This is a genomic window from Streptococcus sp. CF7_Ac1-8 (genome assembly GCF_024295435.1).
Taxonomy (GTDB): domain Bacteria; phylum Bacillota; class Bacilli; order Lactobacillales; family Streptococcaceae; genus Streptococcus; species Streptococcus mitis_AP.
Map to the genome: position 1 here is coordinate 84,005 of NZ_JANCPI010000002.1, position 24,809 is coordinate 108,813.

Here is a 24,809-nt window from a genome sequence, read left to right on the forward strand (position 1 = left end):
ACCATGGATAAACTAGAAGCTCTCAGAAACGAATCTGGGGGCTTTTGTGAGGTCATAATCTTATAAACCACGCGCTTCATGGTATAATATACCTATCAGCAACTAGCAATAAAAAAAGCACGTTTGACCGTGCTAGTTTCTTGCCTGCTGAACTCATCAAATCCTAGCCCTTTCGAGGGCTTTTTTGCTCCCCTTTTTGCGTACTTTAGGGGAGCAAGTAGTAAATAGTAATGTTAGTAATTTTTATTAAAAAGCGCGTGATATAAGGGTTAGGAAGCTCTAAAGAAACATAAAACAAGCAGTTCTTGATTATACTACAAATTCAGCCTTTTGGGTAATAGAATCTCACTTTTTTTGGTATAATGGTAAGCAATAATGGACTAGAAAGAACAAAGATGCAAGATAAAATTGTCATTCATGGGGCGCGTGCCCATAATTTAAAAAATATTGATGTGGAGATTCCGCGAGACAAGTTGGTTGTCGTAACCGGCTTGTCAGGTTCAGGGAAATCCAGTCTGGCTTTTGATACCCTCTATGCGGAGGGTCAACGTCGCTATGTGGAGAGTTTGTCAGCCTACGCTCGTCAATTCTTGGGGAATATGGAGAAGCCCGATGTAGATGCTATTGATGGTCTCAGCCCAGCTATTTCCATCGACCAGAAAACGACTAGTAAAAATCCTCGCTCGACCGTAGGAACAACGACTGAAATCAATGACTATCTGCGTCTCCTCTACGCACGTGTGGGGACGCCTTACTGTATCAACGGGCATGGGGCTATCAAGGCTTCTTCGGTGGAGCAAATCGTGGATAAGGTTTTGGAGTTACCTGAACGCCAGCGCCTGCAAGTTTTAGCTCCGGTCATCCGCAAGAAAAAAGGCCAACATAAGAGTGTTATTGAGAAGGTTCAGAAAGACGGTTATGTCCGTGTCCGTGTGGATGGGGAAGTCTATGATGTGACCGAAGTGCCAGAGTTGTCTAAGAGCAAGCAACACAATATTGATGTCGTGGTTGACCGTATTGTTATCAAGGAGGGTATCCGTAGTCGTCTCTTTGATTCCATTGAGGCTGCCCTTCGTATTGCAGAAGGTTATGTCATTATCGACACCATGGACGACTCTGAGTTGTTGTTCTCTGAGCATTATGCCTGCCCAGTTTGTGGATTTACTGTTCCAGAGTTAGAGCCTCGTCTCTTCTCTTTCAATGCTCCTTTTGGCTCTTGTAGTGAATGTGACGGTTTGGGCATCAAGCTGGAAGTGGATACTGATTTGGTAGTGCCAGATGCCAGCAAAACCTTACGTGAGGGAGCCTTGGCCCCTTGGAATCCTATCTCATCCAATTACTATCCAAACATGCTAGAGCAGGCTATGACAGCTTTTGGAGTGGATATGGATAAGCCTTTTGAAGACTTGTCAGAAGAAGATAAGAACTTGATTCTCTACGGCTCAGATGGCAAGGAATTCCATTTCCACTATGAGAATGAATTTGGTGGCGTGCGCGATATCGACATTCCTTTTGAGGGAGTTGTCAATAATATCAAGCGTCGCTATCACGAGACAAACAGCGATTATACTCGCACTCAGATGCGCCTCTACATGAATGAACTGACCTGCGGAACCTGTCACGGCTATCGCCTCAATGACCAGGCCTTGTCTGTCCGTGTGGGTGGCGAGCAAGGGCCACATATCGGAGAAATTTCAGACCTGTCTATCGCGGACCACTTGGACTTGGTAAGCAAGTTGACTCTATCTGAAAATGAAGCCATTATTGCTCGGCCTATTCTCAAGGAAATCAAGGATCGTTTGACTTTCCTCAATAACGTGGGGCTTAACTATCTGACCCTGTCTCGTTCAGCAGGAACCCTTTCAGGTGGGGAAAGTCAGCGTATTCGTTTGGCAACCCAGATTGGTTCTAACCTATCAGGTGTTCTTTATATTCTAGATGAGCCGTCAATCGGTCTTCACCAGAGGGATAATGACCGTTTGATTGCCAGTCTCAAAAAGATGCGTGATTTGGGTAATACTCTCATCGTGGTGGAACATGATGAAGATACTATGCGCGAAGCTGATTATCTGATTGACGTTGGTCCTGGTGCCGGTGTTTTTGGTGGGGAGATTGTTGCTGCAGGTACGCCCAAACAGGTGGCTCGCAACAGCAAGTCTATCACAGGCCAGTACTTGTCAGGAAAACGTGCCATTCCAGTACCAGAAGAGCGACGTGTCGGAAATGGTCGTTTTATCGAGGTGACAGGAGCGCGTGAGAACAACCTGCAAAATGTCACAGCTCGCTTTCCACTAGGAAAATTCATCGCCGTTACAGGGGTATCTGGCTCAGGCAAGTCGACCCTAATCAACAGCATTCTCAAAAAAGCTATTGCCCAGAAGCTCAACCGCAATTCAGACAAACCAGGTAAATTTAAGACTATTACAGGGATTGAGCATGTCGACCGCTTGATTGATATTGACCAGAGCCCTATCGGACGGACGCCGAGGTCCAACCCAGCTACCTATACAGGTGTCTTTGACGATATACGTGACCTTTTTGCTCAAACAAACGAAGCCAAGATTCGTGGTTACAAGAAGGGGCGCTTCAGTTTTAACGTCAAGGGTGGTCGTTGCGAAGCCTGCTCAGGTGACGGGATCATCAAGATTGAGATGCACTTCTTGCCAGATGTTTATGTGGCTTGTGAAGTCTGCCACGGAACCCGCTACAATAGTGAAACCCTAGAAGTTCATTACAAGGAAAAAAATATCTCGCAGGTCTTGGATATGACCGTCAACGATGCAGTGGAATTCTTCCAACATATTCCAAAGATTCAACGTAAACTTCAGACCATCAAGGATGTGGGACTGGGCTATGTGACGCTAGGGCAACCAGCTACCACCCTTTCTGGGGGAGAAGCCCAGCGTATGAAGCTGGCTAGTGAACTCCACAAACGATCGACAGGAAAATCTTTCTACATTCTGGATGAGCCGACGACAGGTCTTCATACCGAGGATATCGCTCGCTTGCTTAAGGTTTTAGCTCGCTTTGTAGATGATGGCAATACAGTCCTCGTCATCGAGCACAATCTAGATGTTATCAAGACGGCAGACCATATCATTGATTTGGGACCTGAGGGCGGAGTCGGTGGTGGAACCATTATCGCAACAGGAACTCCAGAAGAAGTAGCTGCCAACGAAGCTAGCTACACAGGACATTATTTGAAAGGAAAGTTACATCATGAATAAACGCGTACAAGCATTTCTAGCTAAAATGCAAGAAAAAGAACTAGATGGCATCATCATCAATAACCTCAAAAACGTCTATTATTTGACTGGTTTTTGGGGTTCAAACGGAACAGTCTTCATCAGCCGTGACCGTCAGGTCTTGGTGACGGATTCTCGCTATATCATTGCAGCCAAGCAAGAAACCAGTGGTTTTGAGATTGTAGCTGACCGTGATGAATTGGCTGTCATTGCAGGCATTGTTAAGGACATGGGCTTGTCTCAAATCGGTTTTGAGGATGAGATTTCGGTCTCTTATTATCACCGTATGCAGGTAGCCTTTGAAGGAATTGACTTGCTTCCACAAACTCAGTTTGTTGAAGGTCTTCGAATGATTAAGGATGAAGCTGAGATTGCAGCTATTCGCAAGGCTTGTTCTATCTCAGACCAAGCTTTCCGCGATGCGCTTGACTTTATTAAGCCAGGAAAGACTGAAATTGAGATTGCCAACTTCCTTGACTTCCGCATGCGTGAGTTGGGAGCATCTGGCTTGTCTTTTGACATTATCTTAGCTAGCGGAATCAACTCTTCTAAGCCCCATGCACATCCAATGCACAAACCAGTGGATCTAGGAGAAGCCATTACAATGGACTTCGGTTGCCTTTATGACCACTATGTCAGTGATATGACACGGACTATCTATCTAGGGCATGTCAGCGATGAGCAGGCGGAGATTTACAATACGGTTTTGAAAGCCAACCAAGCCTTGATTGACCAGGCTAAGGCAGGATTAGGTTTCCGAGACTTTGACAAAATTCCTCGTGATATTATCATCGAGGCAGGCTATGGCGACTACTTTACTCACGGTATCGGACACGGTATTGGGCTGGATATCCATGAAGAACCATACTTTAGCCAGACTTCTACAGAAACTATTAAGGCAGGTATGGCCTTAACCGATGAACCAGGTATCTACATCGAAGGCAAATATGGCGTTCGTATTGAGGATGATATCCTGATTACAGAGACAGGTTGTGAATTGTTGACCCTAGCTCCAAAAGAGTTGATAGTTATCTAAGAGTTAAACAACTCAAATGATTGACTTTTAAATTTTAAAGGTTTATACTGAAAAACGAAAACGGTAGGTGAGGCTACCATAGGGATACGGATGACTACCGCAAAGCAGTGGAGACACTACTCGTTGGTCAACAGTCCTGGTCGCGAAGGCCAAGACTAAGCTCATTACATTGCCCTATGGAGTTAAAGCTTGAACGAAAAACAGATAATCAGTTTTTTAATCCTGCCATTTTATGGTGGGATTTTCTACTGTTTAAATCAAAGAAAGGAGATAGACGATGCAAATTGACGATCATCCGGAACCGCACATACACAGCCAATCGCTGATTTGTGTCGTTCTGCCCTTATAAAGTGATTGGTCTCTGTGTATGAAACACATCATTCATACAGATAGGAGAAACCAATGAAAACTACAAAAGAAAGATTAGCAACAGCTATTCATACAGCTTTAAACGAAACTCTATCTTTTTATAAGACAAGTCTAACAGGCTTGACTGAGGAGCAGGTGGAGAAAAATCGTGACCTATATGGCGAAAATACCATCACAAAGGGTCAAGAAGACAGTATTCTCAAAAAGATTTACGAATCCATTATCAATCCTTTTACAATCATCTTACTGGTCATCGCCGTGATTTCCTTGGTGACCAATGTCTGGTTGGCAAAACCAGGTCAAGAAGATCCGACAACTTCCATTATCATCGTTGTCCTAGTCCTCATTTCTGGTGGCATACGCTTTGTCCAAGAACTCCGTAGTGATAAGGCTGCGACCAATCTATCAAAAATGATTGTCAACACAGCGACTGTCATTCGTCAAGGAGAAATCCAAGAAGTACCTATCGATGATTTGGTAGTGGGTGACGTGGTTAAATTAAGCGCTGGAGACATGATTCCAGCAGATCTTCTTTTATTTGAGTCGCGCGATTTCTTTGTACAACAGTCGGGCTTGACAGGTGAAAGTGAATCAGTTGAAAAATTGGCCTTGACCAAGGCAACAGTTCAACAATCTGATAGTCTGCTAGAAGCAGAAGCGCTCGCCTTTATGGGAACCAATGTCTTGTCTGGTAGTGCCAAGGCCGTGGTTTTAGCAGTTGGTGATGATACCATGATGGGGGCCATTGAGCAGACTTTGAACACCTATGACGAGCCTACTTCGTTTGAGCGGGAGATGAATAGTATTTCGTGGCTCTTGATTCGTTTGATGCTGGTCATGGTGCCCATCGTTTTCTTGTCCAATGGTTTAACAGATGGTGACTGGCTGGAAGCTGGCGTATTTGCTTTGAGTGTTGGTGTTGGATTGACACCTGAGATGCTTCCTATGATTATCACGGCCAGTCTAGCAAAAGGCTCCATCATTATGGCCAAGGAAAAAGTGGTTATCAAGAAACTCAATGCCATACAGGACTTAGGGGCGATTGATATTTTGTGTACAGATAAGACAGGAACTCTAACCCAAGACGAAATTGTCCTTGAATATCCCTTGGACCTCCACGGACGCTTGGATTTGACCGTCTTGAGACGAGCTTATCTCAATTCTTATTTTCAAACGGGCTTGAAAAATTTGATGGACAGAGCCATCATCAAACGGACTGAAAAGGAAGCCAAAGAACACACCCTCTTACAAAATCTGGCTCAAACTTTTCAAAAAATAGATGAATTACCTTTTGATTTTGAACGTAGACGGATGAGTGTTATCGTTAAGGATGAACACGAAGTTGTTAGTTTGGTAACCAAGGGTGCCCTAGAGGAAATGTTGACGATTTCCAGTCATGCGGAATACCAAGGAGTGATTACTCCCTTGACAGATGTTATTAGAGAAGAAATTTTAGCAGAAGTCAGACAACTAAATCAACAAGGTTTGCGTGTCTTGGGAGTAGCCTATAAGTCAGGTTTGAGGGAAGGACATGCCTATACAGTTGATGATGAAGGGGATATGATTCTAACTGGTTATTTAGCCTTCCTAGATCCTCCTAAACCATCTGCAGCACCAGCAATTAAGGCTCTGTTAGAACATGGGGTTCAAACAAAGATTTTGACGGGAGACAACGAGAAAGTTACCCAAGCAGTCTGTGAAAAGGTTGGTTTGGATATCAATCAGATGCTGTTAGGATCTGAAATTGATCAGATGAGTAATCAAGAATTGGCTCAAGCCGTGGAGGAGGTAACAGTCTTTGCCAAACTTTCTCCTGACCAAAAAGCAAGGATTATTTTGCAATTTAAGGCTAATGGTCATGCTGTTGGCTATATGGGGGATGGAATCAATGACGCTCCTTCTATGAAAGTTGCAGATGTGGGGATTTCTGTTGATACAGCAGTAGATATTGCCAAAGAAACAGCTGATGTTATCCTACTTGATAAGGATCTCATGGTGCTGGAAAAAGGACTTGTTGAAGGGCGTAAGGTCTATGCCAATATGACTAAATATATCAAAATGACAGTGAGTTCTAATTTTGGGAATATCTTATCCCTATTGGTCTCTGGAATCTTTTTACCATTTTTACCAATGGCACCAGTCCATTTGATTATCCTAAATCTAGTCTATGATTTGTCTTGTATTGCCTTGCCTTTTGACAAGGTGGATAAAGATTTTTTGAGAAATCCGCATACCTGGGAAGCTAAGTCCATCACACGTTTCATGATTTGGATGGGACCTATCTCTTCTGCCTTTGATATTTTGACCTTTATTTTGCTTTATTTTATCATTGTACCCATGACAACAGGTCAAGCTTATGTTCATGGGGCAGAGTCTGCCGTAGGATTTATTGTCTTGTTTCAGACAGGTTGGTTTATCGAGTCCATGTGGTCACAGACCATGGTTATCCATATGCTGCGTTCAGCCAAAATTCCCTTTTTACAAAGTCGTCCAGCTTGGCTAGTCCTTGTGACAACCTTATTGGCTGCAGCCTTTGTGACCTTCCTTCCCTACAGTCCACTCGCAATCCTACTTCATCTAACTCCATTAAAACCGATTTATTTCATCTTTTTGCTTTTCATCATTATTTTGTATATGATTAGCGTGACAATTGTGAAAAAAATCTATATCAAGAAATATAAAGAATGGCTGTAAATTTCATTTTGTCAAGAAAAAAGTACGAAAATGACGAAAAAAGTTAAAAAAATTTAAAAATAGGTCGCAAGTCGGATGTTTTTTATGGTATAATAGACTAAACTGATAGTAACATGTAGCGAAAGGGGTAGGTACATGATTAAAATTTATACAGTCTCAAGTTGTACTAGCTGTAAAAAAGCAAAAACCTGGCTCAATGCCCACCAGTTAAGTTATAAAGAACAAAATCTTGGTAAAGAAGGAATTACGAGAGAAGAATTACTGGATATTCTAACCAAAACAGATAACGGAATAGCCAGCATCGTTTCATCTAAAAATCGCTATGCCAAAGCCCTTGGAGTGGATATCGAAGATTTGAGTGTCAACGAAGTCCTCAATCTGATTATGGAAACACCGAGAATTTTAAAGAGCCCAATCCTTGTAGATGAAAAACGCCTGCAAGTTGGCTATAAGGAAGACGATATTCGTGCCTTCCTACCACGCTCTGTCCGTAATGTAGAAAATGCAGAAGCACGTTTGCGTGCAGCTCTATAAACATCAAGGCTGGGAGCAACTCCCAGTCTTATTCTATTTTAATTTCAAAAAGAAAGAAGAAAGAGATGAAAAAAATAGTTCTTGTTAGTCTAGCTTTCCTTTTTGTCCTAGTTGGTTGCGGACAGAAAAAAGAAACTGGACCAGCTACAAAAACAGAAAAGGATACGCTTCAGTCGGCATTGCCAGTTATTGAAAATGCCGAGAAGAATACAGTTGTGACCAAGACTTTGGTCTTGCCCAAGTCAGATGATGGCAGCCAGCAAACCCAAACCATTACATACAAGGACAAGACTTTTTTGAGCTTAACGATTCAACAAAAACGTCCAGTTTCTGATGAGTTGAAGACTTATATCGACCAACATGGAGTGGAAGAAACTCAAAAAGCTCTTCTGGAGGCAGAGGAGAAGGATGAGGCTATCATAGAAGCTCGTAAATTAGCAGGATTTAAGCTTGAAACTAAACTATTGAGTGCAACCGAACTTCAAACAACGACTAGTTTTGATTTTCAAGTTTTGGATGTCAAGAAGGCTTCTCAGTTAGAATATTTGAAGAACATTGGTTTAGAAAATCTCTTGAAGAATGAACCAAGCAAATATATTTCAGACAGATTGGCAAATGGCGCGACAGAACAATAGAAAATCCAAATAAATAGACTACCTGAATTGTAGAACGTAAGGAATTATGCTATAATGGTACTATTCTAAGGAAAGAGGGTGTTAGAATGGGATTTACTGAAGAAACAGTACGTTTTAAATTGGACGATTCCAATAAAAAAGAAATTAGCGAAACTCTGACTGATGTTTATGCTTCGTTGAACGATAAGGGTTATAACCCGATTAACCAAATCGTAGGTTACGTATTGAGTGGAGACCCTGCCTACGTTCCTCGTTATAATAATGCACGAAATCAAATCCGTAAGTATGAGCGCGATGAAATCGTTGAAGAATTGGTCCGCTACTACCTTAAAGGACAAGGAGTCGATCTATAACCTATGAGAATTATGGGATTGGACGTCGGTTCAAAAACGGTAGGGGTAGCCATTAGCGATCCGCTTGGTTTTACAGCTCAAGGACTTGAAATCATCCAAATCAATGAGGAGCAAGGTCAATTTGGTTTTGACCGCGTTAAGGAGTTGGTTGATACTTACAAGGTGGAACGATTTGTAGTGGGCTTGCCTAAAAACATGAACAATACAAGCGGACCGCGCGTGGAAGCTAGTCAAGCCTACGGAGCAAAGCTAGAAGAGCTTTTTGGTTTACCAGTAGACTATCAAGATGAACGCTTGACAACAGTTGCCGCAGAGCGCATGTTGATTGAACAAGCAGATATTAGTCGCAATAAGCGCAAGAAAGTCATTGATAAGTTAGCAGCTCAGCTGATTTTACAAAATTATTTAGATAGAAAATTTTAATACAAAGGAGAGGCTATGTCACACGATCATAACCACGACCACGAAGAACGTGAATTAATTACACTAGTAGATGAGCAAGGAAATGAAACCTTGTTTGAAATCCTTTTGACGATTGACGGAAAAGAAGAATTTGGTAAAAACTATGTTCTTCTAGTACCAGTTAACGCAGAAGAAGACGAAGACGGACAAGTTGAAATCCAAGCTTACTCATTCATCGAAAACGAAGATGGAACAGAAGGCGAATTGCAACCAATCCCAGAAGACTCAGAAGACGAATGGAACATGATTGAAGAAGTCTTCAACAGCTTTATGGAGGAGTAAACACGTCCAGTGGACGTGTTTAGCCCTGCGCTAGAAATTAGAAACGCAGGCACATCCAGTGGATGTTTTTAGCCCAGTTCCTTAAAATAAGAGAGAACTGGTGTGTTCAGTGAACATTTTTACCCTGACGCTAAAAATAAAGACCGTAAGTAAGTCTGGGAGACTGTATCAGCCCAACTCCTAGAAATTAGAAGAGTTGAAATATTTGGGGAGAATTTTACCCCACGTTAATATCCATAGTTGCTAGTGATTAGCTAACCAGGTAAGAGGTCGGGACGAAAATCCTGACCTCATTTTTGTTATCTACGGAATTTTGCTAGATAATTGATTAGACTTTTGTCAAGGAGATGTATATGTTTGAAGTAGAAGAATGGCTCCATAGTCGGATTGGTTTGAATTTTCGATCAGGTTTGAGCCGAATGCAACAAGCGGTGGATTTGTTAGGAAATCCCGAGAAGTCTTACCCTATTATCCACGTCACTGGGACTAATGGGAAAGGTTCTACCATTGCTTTTATGAGGGAGTTATTTATGGGGCATGGCAAAAAAGTTGCGACCTTTACCTCCCCTCATATCATCTCCATCAATGACCGAATCTGCATTAACGGGCAACCAATAGCTGATGCAGACTTCATCCGTTTGGCTAATCAGGTCAAGGAGATGGAGAAAATGCTTCTGCAAACCCATGATCAGTTGTCCTTTTTTGAATTGCTGACCTTGATTGCTTTTCTTTATTTTAGAGAGCAAGAGGTGGATTTAGTTCTACTAGAAGTGGGAATTGGTGGCTTACTTGACACGACCAATGTGGTAACTGGAGAGCTTGCTGTCATCACCTCTATCGGACTTGACCATCAGGAGACTCTGGGTGACGGTATAGCAGCAATTGCAGAGCAGAAAGCTGGTATTTTTAAGGCTGGTAAAAAGGCAGTGATTGCTAAGTTGCCTTCAGAAGCTAGACTTGTCTGTCAGAAAAAAGCAGACTCTTTAGTTGTTGATCTTTATCAGGCAGGTCAGGATTTTTCAATGCTGAATGGGGATTTTTCAAGCTCTTTGGCTAACCTTTCACAGTTGAAAATAGGTTTAGAAGGAGCTTATCAGCAGGAAAATGCGGCCTTGGCGTTGCAAACGTTTCTTCTCTTTATGAGGGAAGGAAAGGAAGTTGTTGATGAGCAGGTTGTAAGACAGGCTTTGGAGAAGACCCATTGGGCTGGGCGTTTAGAGCGTATTCGCCCTCAGATTTATTTGGACGGTGCTCATAACCTCCCTGCCTTGACTCGCTTGGTTGAATTTATTAAAGAAAAAGAGCAGGAAGGATATCGTCCTCAAATCCTATTTGGAGCCTTGAAACGGAAGGATTATCAAGGGATGTTGGCTTATCTGACTCAAAAATTGCCTCAGGTGGAACTCAAGGTGACAGGTTTTGACTATCAAGGTTCTTTGGATGAAACAGATGTAACAGGTTACGCTATAGTTCCTTCTTATCGCGAATTTATCAGCAGTTTTGAAGAAAGAGTCGACGCGCAGGATTTGTTGTTCGTTACAGGGTCTCTCTATTTTATCTCAGAAGTACGGGGCTATCTACTGGGGCATGAGCAGATAAATTGACCTCCTTTTTTGAACTTGTTATACTAGGGAAACTACTAGTTAGAAGGAAAAACTTCTGTAAATTGGTAGCAGAAAGGAAATTCATCATGAAATTAAAAAGATTCACACTTTCTCTTGTTTTTCTAGCAAGTCTTAGTCTCTTAGTAGCTTGTTCACAAAGAGTTCAACAAGTTCAACAACCAGCAACTCACTCGCAAACACAACAAACACAACAAACTCAGCAATCACAACCTGCTGCTTCATCTTCGGCAGAAAATTCAAACCAGTCAGCGACAAGTTCTTCACAAAATGCGCCTGAGTCTCAACCAACTAATATTGATGGAACTTATACTGGTCAGGACGAAGGAGCCCGTATCACTTTAGTGGTAACTGGAACAACTGGTACATGGACACAGGTAGAAACTGACGGAGATCAAGAAATCAAGCAGGTTAGCTTCGATGCTGCCAATCAACGTATGATTATTGGGGATGATGCCAAGATTTATACAATTAATGGAAATCAGATGATTATTGACGATATGGATAGAGAAGCGTCTGATCGCATTGTTTTATCAAAATAGACTAGAAGGAGACTGGTTTTGTCAGTCTCTTTTGCTTTTACTCAGAAAAATGATTATAAATACTTGCCTTCTACCGAATATCTGCGTTATACTAGTATTAATTACCTGTTTTTAGCATTCATACTCTTCGAAAATCTCTTCAAACCACGTCAGCTTCCATCTGCAACCTCAAAACAGTGTTTTGCGCAACCGGCAGCTAGCTTCCTAGTTTGCTCTTTGCTTTTCATTGAGTATCAAAATATCAAGGAGGGGATATGAAATATAGAAAATTTCAATTATTGATGTCTAAGTACGGCTTTAGTCTTTCGATTATGTTACTTGAACTTTGTCTTGTTTTTGGTCTCTTTCTTTATTTAGGGCGCATGGCCCCTATTCTATGGGTAATTGTCTTAATTTTTATGAGTATGGCGACTATTGTCGCAATTGTCAATCGTTCAATGGCGCCTGAAAGTAAAGTGATGTGGTTAGTGGTAACTTTTGTTCCTGTCATTGGCCCCTTGCTCTATCTGATGTTTGGTGAAAGGCGATTGTCCAAAAAAGAAATCAAGCAGTTGGACAGACTTGGTTCCATGCATTTTCGGGAGGATAATAGTAAAGCTCTCCGCCAGAAATTGAAGGAAGATGATAAGGCGGCTTACGGAGTTATCAAATCTTTGCTAAGTATGGATAGCAATGCCGATGTCTATGATCGAACAGATTCACAATTCTTTTCTTCGGGTGAAAGCATGTGGCAATATATGTTGGAAGATCTTAAGAAAGCTGAAAAGTTTATCTTTCTAGAGTACTATATTGTCGAAGAAGGTCTGATGTGGAATAGTATACTAGATATACTAGAGCAAAAGGCAGCTCAGGGTGTAGAGGTCAAGATGCTCTATGATGATATCGGCTGTATGGCGACTTTACCTGGAGATTATACTATTCAGCTTCGTAGTCGAGGAATTGAAGCCCATAAATTTAACAAGGTGATTCCTCGTTTGACGGTGGCTTACAACAATCGGGACCATCGGAAAATCCTTGTCATAGATGGTCAGGTAGCTTATACAGGAGGGATTAACTTAGCCGATGAGTACATCAATCATGTAGAACGCTTTGGTTATTGGAAGGACAGTGGGATTCGCTTAGATGGTCCTGGTGTCAAGGCTCTAACCCGTCTCTTTTTAATGACTTGGTACATCAATCGTGGGGAAATCAGCGATTTTGACCAGTATCACTTGGAAAATCAGCCTTGTTCTGGCCAAGGGCTCTGCATTCCTTACGGTAGTGGACCCAAGCCCATCTTCCGTACCCAGGTAGGGAAAAAAGTTTATCAAAGTTTGATTAATCAGGCTACTGATTCAGTCTATATCACAACACCCTATTTGATTATTGACTATGATTTAACTGAGAGTATTAAAAACGCGGCCATGAGAGGTGTTGATGTCCGCATCGTGACTCCTTTCATTCCGGATAAAAAATTAATCCAGCTCATAACAAGAGGAGCCTATCCAGATCTTTTATCAGCAGGAGTAAGGATTTTTGAGTATAGTCCTGGCTTTATCCACAGTAAACAAATCATAGTGGATAAGGACTTTGCTGCAGTTGGAACCATTAATTTAGATTATAGAAGTTTGCTTCACCACTATGAAAATGCAGTTTTGCTATATAAAACGGCATCAATCACAGAGATTCAAAAAGATTTTCAGGAGATTTTTTCAGTATCTCAAGAAATTTTCCCTCATACGATAAAAAATAGCTGGTATCAGAAATTGATTAAGGAAATTGCCCAGTTATTCGCCCCAATCTTATAAGAAAAATAGGACTTAGGACACAAACCAGTCCTATTTTTCTTACCTTTTACGAATAAAAAGATGTAGGAGGAACGATGCTGACTCAGAAGGAATTGAACTATATCACGACATTTGAACAGACGCATTTACACCGATTTCGGGAAATTGAAACCTTTGTGAAACTATGCAAAAAATCACTCAAACAGCCATCGCAAGCTGACAATTTTAGGTCTTTTTGATATACTAAGACAGATAAATTGAATAGGAGAAACGACATGGCTGTATATGGCAGAATCGAAGAAGTATCCGAAACGATACAGAGTAATGAAATTGAAAATAGACTGGATAGGAACCTTGAATCTCATGTAGAAAAAGAAGAACAGGTAGCTTTCCCGTTTTTCAGACTCATCATTGGAAGTACGATTGCAACGGTTTTTTCTGTGGTGATACCTTTACTTTTAGATATGGTAAGTCCCTCTCAGGCTCAGGATTTGTATATAGGGTGGGCTTTACATCAGGGAGGACAGCTCTACAGTAGCTATTATGCTAGTCACGGTCTTATTTATTACTTGCTACTTTATATTACCCAAGGAGGCATCCTTTTTGCCTTGGTAGAATGGCTAGCCCTCTTAGGAGGAGGTTACTTCCTCTTTTCTTCAACTGACTATCTGACGGGACAAAGGGAACAAGCCAAGCAACTCCTAACTATATTTTATATTTTGGTATCTGGTCTCGGTTTTGGGGGAGGATATGCTACGATTTTAGCTCTGCCATTCCTGTTTGCAGGATTTTCATTCATAGCAGCTTATCTATCAAGTCCTAACCACGACAAGGGATTTCTACGTCTGGGAATTTTCTTGGCTCTATCATTTTTCATAGAGCCTCTTACAAGTCTTCTCTTTATTGCAGTAGTAACGATCGGTTTATTTGTCTTTAATGTTGGGCATGGCCGCCTTGCTCATGGAGTTTATCAGTTTTTTGCAGCAGCACTTGGCTTTTCTCTCATCTTTTACCCAGTAGGATATTATGTTCTTGCTTCAGGTGGTTTTGGAGAAGCTCTAGGAAGTCTTTTATATCCGATTGATTCCCTTCAGGTCTTTACCAATCCTCAACTAATGGATAATGTTGTATTCTATGGTTTGTTGACCTTTGGTTTAGGAGCTCTCTTCCTTGTTTTTCTAGGCTTGTTCCAATCAAAGGCATCAAGATTATATGTTATTTCAGTACCAGCTAGTTTTGCTTTCTTATTTGTATTAGCCTTGTTGCTTTTTTCTCAAGAACCTCTTCACGGTTCGCGTTTGATTCTAATCATTCCATTTTTACTCCTTCTTTTGATGACCAGTATTCGTGGGAAACATTCAGCTAGGGGAGCTCGCCGTAGTAGAAGAGAAGAAGTTCCTACTTTATGGAAAAAATTCATGAAGGGGAATCTCTACCTACCGATACTAGTGGTGGTTTATCTGATTGCTATTCCTTTTGTGGCTCGTTTTGTCTTGCATCCAGCTTCTTATAGAGAACAACATCAAGTGGTAGATAGAGTCAAACAAGAGACGAGTGATGGTGACCAAATCTATATCTGGGATTCTCATGTTCAGATGTATAAAGAAAGCCAGCGTTTGGCTGGGTCTACGCTCCCATCACCTCTTCTTTATATGAATACAGAAGAAAATAAAACTTCCATGATTAATGACTTGAAAGAAAACCAACCTAAGTTAATTGTGGTGAACGACAAGGTGGTTCTCTGGTCTGAAGTAGAAACAATCTTGAAAGAAAATTACCAACAAGTAAAGACTGATTACTCAGAGTTTAAAGTCTATAAAATTAAATAAATAAATCAATATCTTGTGTATTTTTAAAAATTTTAGGATTTTTACCACAAGATATTGATTTTTATTTTTTTAGTGATATAATACTTTTTAGATATAACATTTTAGAAAAGAGCATGTATATGATTGCACTAGAAGAAAAAATTACAACCTTACCAACCCTCTTCGTTGAAAAACGAGATGGGAGACGTGTTGTATTTGATGTGGACAAGATTGATAAGGCTCTCCACAAGGCGGCTGACAAGGTTATGGATGTGACACCCTTGGTTGAAAAACGCCTAAATGCTCTAACTGAGCGAATTGTCACAGAAATTCATAGTCGCTTTCCACAGGGGGTTAAGATTTACGAAATTCAAAATATCGTAGAACATGAACTCCTTGAAGCCAAAGAATATGCGCTGGCTGAGGAGTATATCACTTATCGGACACAGAGGGATTTTGAGCGCTCGAAAGCGACAGATATCAACTTTAGCATCCATAAACTTCTCAACAAAGACCAGGCAGTTGTCAATGAAAATGCTAATAAAGACAGTGATGTCTTTAACACTCAGCGTGATTTGACAGCAGGTATTGTTGGGAAATCAATCGGACTGCAAATGCTGCCTAAGCATGTAGCCAATGCCCACCAAAAAGGGGATATCCACTATCACGATTTGGACTACAGTCCTTATACACCTATGACTAACTGCTGTTTGATTGATTTCAAGGGGATGTTGGAAAATGGTTTTAAGATTGGAAATGCAGAGGTAGAAAGTCCCAAGTCTATTCAGACTGCGACAGCTCAGATTTCCCAAATCATCGCCAACGTTGCTTCTAGCCAGTATGGGGGCTGTTCAGCTGACCGTATCGATGAAGTCTTGGCGCCTTATGCAGAGAAGAATTATCAAAAACACCTCAAAGATGCGGAAGAATGGGTCTTACCTGACAAACGGGAAGATTACGCTTGGAAGAAAACCCAAAAAGATATCTATGATGCCATGCAATCTCTCGAGTATGAAATCAACACTCTCTTCACTTCAAATGGACAAACACCTTTCACTTCGCTAGGTTTTGGTCTAGGAACCAATCGTTTTGAGCGTGAAATTCAAAAAGCTATCTTGAACATCCGAATCAAGGGCCTTGGTTCAGAACATCGAACAGCCATCTTCCCTAAACTCATCTTTACTCTGAAACGAGGTCTCAATTTAGAGGAAGGAACTCTAAACTACGACATCAAGCAGTTGGCTCTAGAGTGTGCAACCAAGCGGATGTATCCAGACGTCTTGTCTTATGATAAGGTTGTTGACTTGACAGGCTCCTTCAAGGTTCCTATGGGTTGCCGTTCGTTCCTTCAAGGATGGAAGGATGAAAATGGTGTAGAAGTCAATTCAGGCCGTATGAATCTGGGTGTTGTGACGGTTAACTTACCTCGTATTGCTCTTGAATCTGAAGGTGATATGAATAAGTTCTGGGAAATCTTCAACGAGCGGATGAACATTGCAGAAGATGCTCTGGTTTACCGTGTCGAACGAACTAAAGAAGCGACGCCAGCCAATGCTCCTATCCTTTATCAATACGGTGCTTTTGGCCATCGTCTAGGTAAAGAAGAAAGTGTTGACCAGCTCTTTAAGAATCGTCGAGCGACAGTTTCGCTGGGCTATATCGGCTTGTATGAAGTAGCGACAGTTTTCTTTGGTAACAGCTGGGAAAGTAATCCAGATGCTAAGGAATTCACGCTGGATATCATTCGCGATATGAAACGCCGTGTAGAAGAGTGGTCAGACCAATACGGTTATCATTTCTCTATCTACTCAACACCGTCTGAAAGTTTGACAGACCGTTTCTGTCGACTAGATACAGACAAGTTTGGTTCTATTCCTGATATTACAGATAAGGAATACTATACCAACTCTTTCCACTACGATGTTCGTAAAAATCCAACACCGTTTGAAAAATTGGACTTTGAGAAAGTCTATCCAGAAGCAGGTGCGTCGGGTGGTTTCATCCATTATTGTGAGTATCCAGTTCTCCAGCAAAATCCAAAGGCCTTGGAAGCTGTGTGGGATTATGCCTATGACCGCGTGGGTTATCTTGGGACCAATACTCCAATTGACCGTTGCTATAAGTGTGACTTTGAGGGGGATTTTGAGCCAACTGAGAGAGGATTTGCTTGTCCAAACTGTGGCAATAGTGACCCTAAAACAGTAGATGTTGTTAAACGGACTTGTGGCTATCTAGGCAATCCTCAAGCAAGACCTATGGTCAACGGCCGTCACAAGGAAATCGCTGCGCGTGTCAAACATATGAATGGCTCAACGATTAAAATGGCTGGTCATCAAGTAACAAATTAGAAAGAAATGAAATGGGAAAATATCAATTAGACGATAAGGGGCGCGCACAAGTAACCCGTTATCACGAGAAACACTCTAAAGGTGGAGCTGGTAAAAAAGAACGTTTGCTTAACCTCAGAGAACAATTTTTAAACAAGAACAAGGAAAAATAAAAGTGAGAGTCAGCTCTCGCTTTTCTCTTAGTAGGAGGTAAGGATGGAATTACGCAGACCAAGATTAGCAGATAAAGAGACAGTTTTAGAGATGATGGCAGAGTTTAAAAGGTCCCAGTCACCTCACGACGGTGGTTTCTGGGATACAGAGAACTTTGTGTATGAAGAATGGTTGGAAACAAATATGCAAAAAGAAATGGGAATAAACTTGCATGAAAATCGTGTTCCTTCTATTCAATTTGTATCATTTGATGATGTAGGTCATGCTCTAGGATTTTTGAATCTGCGATTGAGCCTGAATGAGGATTTACTGAAATATGCTGGCCACATTGGCTACTCCATTCGTCCATCAGAAAGAGGTAAAGGTTATGCTAAGGAAACTCTCCGTCAGGGCTTGCAAGTTGCTAAGGAAAAGAACATTAAACGAGCTTTAGTGACTTGTAGCACAGAAAATCCAGCAAGCCGAGCTGTTATCTTAGCTAATGGTGGGGAGTTGGAGGATGTTCGAAACGGAACGGAGCGCTATTGGATAGACTTGGAGTAGACAGCATGACATGGAATACACCAAAACCTGGTGAATGGAAAAGCGAGGAGCTTAGTAAAGGGCGGATTATTGATTACAAGGCCTTTAACTTTGTCGATGGAGAAGGCGTGCGCAACTCCCTCTATGTCGCAGGCTGTATGTTCCACTGCGAGGGTTGTTATAATGTAGCGACCTGGTCTTTCAATGCAGGAATACCCTATACAGCAGAATTAGAAGAACAGATCATGGCAGACCTTGTCCAGCCCTATGTTCAAGGCTTGACCTTGCTGGGAGGGGAACCTTTTCTCAATACGGGCATTCTCTTGCCTCTCGTTAAACGCATTCGTAAGGAATTGCCAGATAAAGACATCTGGTCCTGGACGGGATATACTTGGGAAGAAATGATGTTGGAAACTCCAGATAAACTGGAACTCTTATCATTGATTGACATTCTTGTCGACGGACGATACGATCGAACTAAGAGAAATCTCATGCTCCAGTTTCGAGGTTCGTCCAATCAACGTATCATCGATGTGCAAAAATCTCTCAAAAGTGGGCAAGTAGTGATTTGGGATAAACTCAATGACGGGAAAGAAAGCTATGAACAGGTGAAGAGAGAGTAACTTTCTTCTATGAAAATACTTAAATAAATGACCTGTCAAAAAGGAAAACATTTTCATGTTAAAAATTTTAAAAAACAGCAACAAATCCCTTGCAATCGCAGGGGCTTTGTGTTATTCTATTATGGTGCTGTAAATTACAGCCTTAGCTTTGATGCAAGAGGTTGCGACACGCTCGGTTGCATTGCCACGCAACAGCGCGTCGGTTTTCTTGTGGAGCTAGCCTATTATCTTAAATAGACGAAAAGGAGAAAAAGATGGCAAACAAAAAAATCCGTATCCGTTTGAAAGCTTACGAACACCGTACGCTTGACACAGCGGCTGCAAAAATCGTAGAATCAGCTACTCGTACAGGTGCACAAGTTGCGGGTCCAATCCCACTTCCAACTGAACGTAGCCTCTACACAATCATTCGTGCGACTCACAAATACAAAGACTCTCGCGAACAATTTGAAATGCGTACACACAAACGTTTGATCGATATCGTTAACCCAACTCAAAAAACAGTTGATGCTTTGATGAAATTGGATCTTCCAAGTGGTGTAAACGTAGAAATCAAACTTTAATCTAAAGCTTGATATCTTGAGCATAAAAAACGCTCGTTAAAAACTTTTTGAATAAAAATATAGAAAAGGAACTATTTTCTCATGACAAAAGGAATCTTAGGGAAAAAAGTGGGAATGACTCAAATCTTCACTGAAGCTGGCGAATTGATCCCTGTAACAGTTATTGAAGCAACTCCAAACGTTGTTCTTCAAGTTAAAACTGTTGAAACAGACGGATACAACGCTATCCAAGTTGGTTTCGATGACAAACGCGAAGTATTGAGCAACAAACCTGCTAAAGGACATGTAGCGAAAGCTAACACGGCTCCTAAGCGCTTCATTCGTGAATTCAAAAACGTTGAAGGCTTGGAAGTTGGTGCTGAAATCACAGTTGAAACATTCGCAGCTGGAGATGTTGTTGACGTAACTGGTACTTCTAAAGGTAAAGGTTTCCAAGGTGTTATCAAGCGCCACGGACAATCACGTGGACCAATGGCTCACGGTTCTCGTTACCACCGTCGTCCAGGTTCTATGGGACCTGTTGCACCTAACCGCGTATTCAAAGGTAAAAACCTTGCAGGACGTATGGGTGGCGACCGCGTAACAATTCAAAATCTTGAAGTTGTACAAGTTGTTCCAGAAAAGAACGTTATCCTTATCAAAGGTAACGTACCAGGTGCTAAGAAATCTCTTATCACTATCAAGTCAGCAGTTAAAGCTGGTAAATAATAAGGAAAGGGGAATACAGTCAAAATGGCAAATGTAACATTATTCGACCAAACTGGTAAACAAGCGGGCGAAGTTGTTCTTAACGATGCAATCTTTGGTATCGAACCAAACCAATCTGTTGTGTTTGATGTGATCATCAGCCAACGTGCTAGCCTTCGTCAAGGAACTCACGCAGTTAAAAACCGCTCAGCTGTTTCAGGTGGCGGACGCAAACCATGGCGTCAAAAAGGAACTGGACGTGCTCGTCAAGGTTCTATCCGCTCTCCACAATGGCGTGGTGGTGGAATCGTCTTCGGACCAACTCCACGTAGCTATGCGTACAAACTTCCTCAAAAAGTTCGTCGCCTTGCACTTAAATCTGTTTACTCAGAAAAAGTTGCTGAAAATAAATTTGTAGCCGTTGATTCTCTTGAATTTACAGCTCCAAAAACTGCTGAATTTGCAAAAGTTCTTGCAGCTTTGAGCATCGATTCTAAAGTCCTTGTTATTCTTGAAGAAGGAAACGAATTCGCAGCTCTCTCAGCTCGTAACCTTCCAAACGTGAAAGTTGCGACTGCTACAACTGCAAGTGTTCTTGACATCGCAAATAGTGACAAACTTCTTGTTACTCAAGCAGCTATCTCTAAAATCGAGGAGGTTCTTGCATAATGAATTTGTATGATGTTATCAAAAAACCTGTAATCACTGAAAGCTCAATGGCTCAACTTGAAGCAGGCAAATATGTATTTGAAGTTGACACTCGTGCACACAAACTTTTGATCAAGCAAGCTGTTGAAGCTGCTTTCGAAGGTGTTAAAGTTGCTAATGTTAACACAATCAACGTAAAACCAAAAGCTAAACGTGTTGGACGTTACACTGGTTTTACTAACAAAACTAAAAAAGCTATCATCACACTTACAGCTGATTCTAAAGCAATCGAGTTGTTTGCTGCTGAAGCTGAATAATCTAAGGAGGAAATATCGTGGGAATTCGTGTTTATAAACCAACAACAAACGGTCGCCGTAATATGACTTCTTTGGATTTCGCTGAAATCACAACAAGCACTCCTGAAAAATCATTGCTTGTTGCATTGAAGAGCAAGGCTGGTCGTAACAACAACGGTCGTATCACAGTTCGTCACCAAGGTGGTGGACACAAACGTTTCTACCGTTTGGTTGACTTCAAACGTAACAAAGACAACGTTGAAGCAGTTGTTAAAACAATCGAGTACGATCCAAACCGTTCTGCAAACATCGCTCTTGTACACTACACTGACGGTGTGAAAGCATACATCATCGCTCCAAAAGGTCTTGAAGTAGGTCAACGTATCGTTTCAGGTCCAGAAGCAGATATTAAAGTCGGAAATGCTCTTCCACTTGCTAACATCCCAGTTGGTACTTTGATCCACAACATCGAGTTGAAACCAGGTCGTGGTGGTGAATTGGTACGTGCTGCTGGAGCATCTGCTCAAGTATTGGGTTCTGAAGGTAAATACGTTCTTGTTCGTCTTCAATCAGGTGAAGTTCGTATGATTCTTGGAACTTGCCGTGCTACAGTTGGTGTTGTCGGAAATGAACAACATGGACTTGTAAACCTTGGTAAAGCAGGACGTAGCCGTTGGAAAGGTATCCGCCCAACAGTTCGTGGTTCTGTAATGAACCCTAACGATCACCCACACGGTGGTGGTGAAGGTAAAGCACCAGTTGGTCGTAAAGCACCATCTACTCCATGGGGCAAACCTGCTCTTGGTCTTAAAACTCGTAACAAGAAAGCGAAATCTGACAAACTTATCGTTCGTCGTCGCAACGAGAAATAATATTAAACTAGTCGCTTAAGTAACTAGTAAATCCGCCAGCTCGGTAGCGCTCCATAGGAGCGCAAGCCGCTGTGGTACAACATTTAAAGGAGAAAATATAAAAATGGGACGCAGTCTTAAAAAAGGACCTTTCGTCGATGAGCATTTGATGAAAAAAGTTGAAGCTCAAGCTAGCGACGAAAAGAAAAAAGTTATTAAAACTTGGTCACGTCGTTCAACGATCTTCCCAAGTTTCATTGGTTACACTATTGCAGTTTATGACGGACGTAAACACGTACCTGTTTACATTCAAGAAGACATGGTAGGTCACAAACTTGGTGAATTTGCACCAACTCGTACTTACAAAGGTCACGCTGCAGACGACAAGAAAACACGTAGAAAATAAGGAGAACATAAATGGCAGAAATTACTTCAGCTAAAGCAATGGCTCGTACAGTACGTGTTTCACCTCGTAAATCACGTCTTGTTCTTGATAACATCCGTGGTAAAAGCGTAGCCGATGCAATCGCAATCTTGACATTCACTCCAAACAAAGCTGCTGAAATCATCTTGAAAGTTTTGAACTCAGCTGTAGCTAACGCTGAAAACAACTTTGGTTTGGATAAAGCTAACTTGGTAGTATCTGAAGCATTCGCAAACGAAGGACCAACTATGAAACGTTTCCGTCCACGTGCGAAAGGTTCAGCTTCACCAATCAACAAACGTACAGCTCACATCACTGTAGCTGTTGCAGAAAAATAAGGAGGTAAAATCGTGGGTCAAAAAGTACATCCAATTGGTATGCGTGTCGGCATCATCCGTGATTGGGATGCCAAATGGTATGCTGAAAAAGAATACGCGGATTACCTTCATGAAGATCTTGCAATCCGTAAATTCGTTCAAAAAGAACTTGCTGACGCAGCAGTTTCAACTATCGAAATCGAACGCGCAGTAAACAAAGTTAACGTTTCACTTCACACTGCTAAACCAGGTATGGTTATCGGTAAAGGTGGTGCTAACGTTGATGCACTCCGTGCGAAACTTAACAAATTGACTGGAAAACAAGTACACATCAACATCATCGAAATCAAACAACCTGATTTGGATGCTCACCTTGTAGGTGAAGGAATTGCTCGTCAATTGGAGCAACGTGTTGCTTTCCGTCGTGCACAAAAACAAGCAATCCAACGTGCAATGCGTGCTGGAGCTAAAGGAATCAAAACTCAAGTATCAGGTCGTTTGAACGGTGCAGATATCGCCCGTGCTGAAGGATACTCTGAAGGAACTGTTCCACTTCACACACTTCGTGCAGATATCGATTACGCTTGGGAAGAAGCAGATACTACATACGGTAAACTTGGTGTTAAAGTATGGATCTACCGTGGTGAAGTTCTTCCAGCTCGCAAAAACACTAAAGGAGGTAAATAACCAATGTTAGTACCTAAACGTGTTAAACACCGTCGTGAATTCCGTGGAAAAATGCGCGGTGAAGCAAAAGGTGGAAAAGAAGTAGCATTCGGTGAATACGGTCTTCAAGCTACAACTAGCCACTGGATCACTAACCGCCAAATCGAAGCTGCTCGTATCGCCATGACTCGTTACATGAAACGTGGTGGTAAAGTTTGGATTAAAATCTTCCCACACAAATCATACACTGCTAAAGCTATCGGTGTGCGTATGGGATCTGGTAAAGGGGCACCTGAAGGTTGGGTAGCACCAGTTAAACGTGGTAAAGTGATGTTCGAAATCGCTGGTGTATCTGAAGAGATCGCTCGCGAAGCGCTTCGTCTTGCTAGCCACAAATTGCCAGTTAAATGTAAATTCGTAAAACGTGAAGCAGAATAAGGAGAAGGCATGAAACTTAATGAAGTAAAAGAATTTGTTAAAGAACTTCGTGGTCTTTCTCAAGAAGAACTCGCGAAGCGCGAAAACGAATTGAAAAAAGAATTGTTTGAACTTCGTTTCCAAGCTGCTACTGGTCAATTGGAACAAACAGCTCGCTTGAAAGAAGTTAAAAAACAAATCGCTCGTATCAAAACAGTTCAATCTGAAGCGAAATAATAGACTAGGGAAGGAGAAATTTCAATGGAACGCAATAATCGTAAAGTTCTTGTTGGACGTGTTGTATCTGACAAAATGGACAAGACAATCACAGTTGTAGTTGAAACAAAACGTAACCACCCAGTCTATGGTAAACGTATTAACTACTCTAAAAAATACAAAGCTCATGATGAAAACAATGTTGCCAAAGAAGGCGATATCGTACGTATCATGGAAACTCGCCCGCTTTCAGCTACAAAACGTTTCCGTCTTGTAGAAGTTGTTGAAGAAGCGGTCATCATCTAATCAAACCTGAAAGGAGAAAACTGAAATGATTCAAACAGAAACTCGTTTGAAAGTCGCAGACAACAGCGGTGCTCGCGAAATCTTGACTATCAAAGTTCTTGGTGGTTCAGGACGTAAATTTGCAAACATCGGTGATGTTATCGTGGCATCTGTAAAACAAGCTACTCCTGGTGGTGCGGTTAAAAAAGGTGACGTTGTTAAAGCAGTTATCGTTCGTACTAAATCAGGTGCTCGTCGTGCTGATGGTTCATACATCAAATTTGACGAAAACGCAGCAGTTATCATCCGTGAAGACAAAACTCCTCGCGGAACACGTATCTTTGGCCCAGTTGCACGTGAATTGCGTGAAGGTGGCTTCATGAAGATCGTGTCACTTGCTCCAGAAGTACTTTAATTTTTAGAAACAAACTAGTCCCCTGGATTT

Annotated in this window: 28 protein-coding genes and 1 riboswitch; all 28 genes read left to right on the forward strand. The window is 41.6% G+C overall.

Translation table 11 applies throughout. From position 1 onward, the window contains the following. Positions 1-395 precede the first annotated feature (395 nt). The 28 genes from uvrA to rplN all read left to right on the forward strand — a co-directional run bounded on the left by uvrA (position 396) and on the right by rplN (position 24,779). The gene (uvrA, locus tag NMM26_RS01490; RefSeq protein ID WP_001152885.1) at positions 396-3,227 is read left to right on the forward strand and encodes an excinuclease ABC subunit UvrA; all 2,832 of its coding nucleotides are present in this window, start codon (positions 396-398) and stop codon (positions 3,225-3,227) included. After that, positions 3,220-4,281 (forward strand): Xaa-Pro peptidase family protein, encoded by a 1,062-nt coding sequence (locus tag NMM26_RS01495; protein ID WP_254753639.1) that lies wholly within the window; start codon positions 3,220-3,222, stop codon positions 4,279-4,281. The genes uvrA and NMM26_RS01495 overlap by 8 nt, the downstream gene beginning before the upstream one ends. A gap of 57 nt (positions 4,282-4,338) precedes the next feature. Further along, positions 4,339-4,489, forward strand: a riboswitch (M-box (ykoK) riboswitch). Positions 4,490-4,683: 194 nt separating this feature from the next. Continuing rightward, a complete protein-coding gene (gene mgtA, locus NMM26_RS01500) occupies positions 4,684-7,344 on the forward strand; it encodes a magnesium-translocating P-type ATPase (protein ID WP_000858848.1) in 2,661 nt (886 codons plus the stop codon). A 135-nt stretch (positions 7,345-7,479) separates the two neighbouring features. Beyond that, a complete protein-coding gene (gene spx / locus NMM26_RS01505) occupies positions 7,480-7,878 on the forward strand; it encodes a transcriptional regulator Spx (RefSeq protein ID WP_000591165.1) in 399 nt (132 codons plus the stop codon). A 65-nt stretch (positions 7,879-7,943) separates the two neighbouring features. Continuing rightward, on the forward strand, positions 7,944-8,513 hold the full coding sequence (locus NMM26_RS01510) for an SP0191 family lipoprotein (RefSeq protein ID WP_000725139.1): 570 nt from the start codon (positions 7,944-7,946) through the stop codon (positions 8,511-8,513). Between the two features lie 86 nt (positions 8,514-8,599). Beyond that, positions 8,600-8,866 carry an IreB family regulatory phosphoprotein gene (locus NMM26_RS01515; protein ID WP_000507059.1) on the forward strand — a complete coding sequence of 89 codons (267 nt, stop codon included), beginning with the start codon at positions 8,600-8,602 and terminating at the stop codon, positions 8,864-8,866. Between the two features lie 3 nt (positions 8,867-8,869). Beyond that, positions 8,870-9,289, forward strand: a complete 420-nt coding sequence (gene ruvX, locus NMM26_RS01520) for a Holliday junction resolvase RuvX (RefSeq protein ID WP_004239076.1) — start codon at positions 8,870-8,872, stop codon at positions 9,287-9,289. A 15-nt stretch (positions 9,290-9,304) separates the two neighbouring features. Further along, on the forward strand, positions 9,305-9,610 hold the full coding sequence (locus NMM26_RS01525; protein WP_000017620.1) for a DUF1292 domain-containing protein: 306 nt from the start codon (positions 9,305-9,307) through the stop codon (positions 9,608-9,610). Positions 9,611-9,963: 353 nt separating this feature from the next. After that, positions 9,964-11,214 (forward strand): folylpolyglutamate synthase/dihydrofolate synthase family protein, encoded by a 1,251-nt coding sequence (locus tag NMM26_RS01530; protein WP_000464354.1) that lies wholly within the window; start codon positions 9,964-9,966, stop codon positions 11,212-11,214. An 86-nt stretch (positions 11,215-11,300) separates the two neighbouring features. Further along, a complete protein-coding gene (locus NMM26_RS01535) occupies positions 11,301-11,774 on the forward strand; it encodes an SP_0198 family lipoprotein (RefSeq protein WP_000769497.1) in 474 nt (157 codons plus the stop codon). 254 nt (positions 11,775-12,028) lie between these two features. Beyond that, on the forward strand, positions 12,029-13,561 hold the full coding sequence (gene cls, locus NMM26_RS01540) for a cardiolipin synthase (protein ID WP_000877344.1): 1,533 nt from the start codon (positions 12,029-12,031) through the stop codon (positions 13,559-13,561). A gap of 254 nt (positions 13,562-13,815) precedes the next feature. Continuing rightward, complete coding sequence (locus NMM26_RS01545; protein WP_254753640.1) at positions 13,816-15,369, forward strand: damage-inducible protein CinA; 1,554 nt, start codon at positions 13,816-13,818, stop codon at positions 15,367-15,369. Positions 15,370-15,488: 119 nt separating this feature from the next. After that, positions 15,489-17,696: an anaerobic ribonucleoside-triphosphate reductase gene (gene nrdD, locus NMM26_RS01550; RefSeq protein WP_185952565.1), complete on the forward strand. Its 2,208-nt coding sequence runs from the start codon at positions 15,489-15,491 to the stop codon at positions 17,694-17,696. Positions 17,697-17,707: 11 nt separating this feature from the next. Then, a complete protein-coding gene (locus NMM26_RS01555; RefSeq protein ID WP_143952777.1) occupies positions 17,708-17,848 on the forward strand; it encodes a hypothetical protein in 141 nt (46 codons plus the stop codon). Positions 17,849-17,891: 43 nt separating this feature from the next. Beyond that, entirely contained in the window at positions 17,892-18,392 is a 501-nt protein-coding gene (locus tag NMM26_RS01560) for a GNAT family N-acetyltransferase (protein ID WP_143952778.1), read from the forward strand. Positions 18,393-18,397: 5 nt separating this feature from the next. Further along, entirely contained in the window at positions 18,398-18,994 is a 597-nt protein-coding gene (nrdG, locus tag NMM26_RS01565) for an anaerobic ribonucleoside-triphosphate reductase activating protein (protein WP_254753641.1), read from the forward strand. Positions 18,995-19,248: 254 nt separating this feature from the next. Beyond that, entirely contained in the window at positions 19,249-19,557 is a 309-nt protein-coding gene (rpsJ, locus tag NMM26_RS01570) for a 30S ribosomal protein S10 (protein ID WP_001284513.1), read from the forward strand. 81 nt (positions 19,558-19,638) lie between these two features. Continuing rightward, entirely contained in the window at positions 19,639-20,265 is a 627-nt protein-coding gene (gene rplC, locus NMM26_RS01575) for a 50S ribosomal protein L3 (RefSeq protein ID WP_000160197.1), read from the forward strand. Positions 20,266-20,289: 24 nt separating this feature from the next. Continuing rightward, positions 20,290-20,913 (forward strand): 50S ribosomal protein L4, encoded by a 624-nt coding sequence (gene rplD, locus NMM26_RS01580; RefSeq protein WP_000024549.1) that lies wholly within the window; start codon positions 20,290-20,292, stop codon positions 20,911-20,913. Further along, the gene (locus tag NMM26_RS01585) at positions 20,913-21,209 is read left to right on the forward strand and encodes a 50S ribosomal protein L23 (protein WP_001055347.1); all 297 of its coding nucleotides are present in this window, start codon (positions 20,913-20,915) and stop codon (positions 21,207-21,209) included. The genes rplD and NMM26_RS01585 overlap by 1 nt, the downstream gene beginning before the upstream one ends. A gap of 17 nt (positions 21,210-21,226) precedes the next feature. Beyond that, a complete protein-coding gene (gene rplB, locus NMM26_RS01590) occupies positions 21,227-22,060 on the forward strand; it encodes a 50S ribosomal protein L2 (protein ID WP_000512911.1) in 834 nt (277 codons plus the stop codon). Between the two features lie 103 nt (positions 22,061-22,163). Further along, positions 22,164-22,445 (forward strand): 30S ribosomal protein S19, encoded by a 282-nt coding sequence (gene rpsS / locus NMM26_RS01595; RefSeq protein WP_000533767.1) that lies wholly within the window; start codon positions 22,164-22,166, stop codon positions 22,443-22,445. Between the two features lie 11 nt (positions 22,446-22,456). Then, positions 22,457-22,801 (forward strand): 50S ribosomal protein L22, encoded by a 345-nt coding sequence (rplV, locus tag NMM26_RS01600; protein WP_000818137.1) that lies wholly within the window; start codon positions 22,457-22,459, stop codon positions 22,799-22,801. Between the two features lie 12 nt (positions 22,802-22,813). After that, complete coding sequence (gene rpsC / locus NMM26_RS01605) at positions 22,814-23,467, forward strand: 30S ribosomal protein S3 (protein ID WP_000529936.1); 654 nt, start codon at positions 22,814-22,816, stop codon at positions 23,465-23,467. A 3-nt stretch (positions 23,468-23,470) separates the two neighbouring features. Next, positions 23,471-23,884 carry a 50S ribosomal protein L16 gene (rplP, locus tag NMM26_RS01610; protein ID WP_000960946.1) on the forward strand — a complete coding sequence of 138 codons (414 nt, stop codon included), beginning with the start codon at positions 23,471-23,473 and terminating at the stop codon, positions 23,882-23,884. Positions 23,885-23,893: 9 nt separating this feature from the next. After that, the gene (gene rpmC / locus NMM26_RS01615; protein ID WP_000772918.1) at positions 23,894-24,100 is read left to right on the forward strand and encodes a 50S ribosomal protein L29; all 207 of its coding nucleotides are present in this window, start codon (positions 23,894-23,896) and stop codon (positions 24,098-24,100) included. A gap of 24 nt (positions 24,101-24,124) precedes the next feature. Further along, positions 24,125-24,385, forward strand: coding sequence for a 30S ribosomal protein S17 (rpsQ, locus tag NMM26_RS01620; RefSeq protein ID WP_000440801.1), 261 nt, complete (start codon positions 24,125-24,127; stop codon positions 24,383-24,385). A gap of 25 nt (positions 24,386-24,410) precedes the next feature. Next, entirely contained in the window at positions 24,411-24,779 is a 369-nt protein-coding gene (gene rplN, locus NMM26_RS01625; RefSeq protein WP_000616545.1) for a 50S ribosomal protein L14, read from the forward strand. The last annotated feature ends 30 nt before the right edge of the window (positions 24,780-24,809 follow it).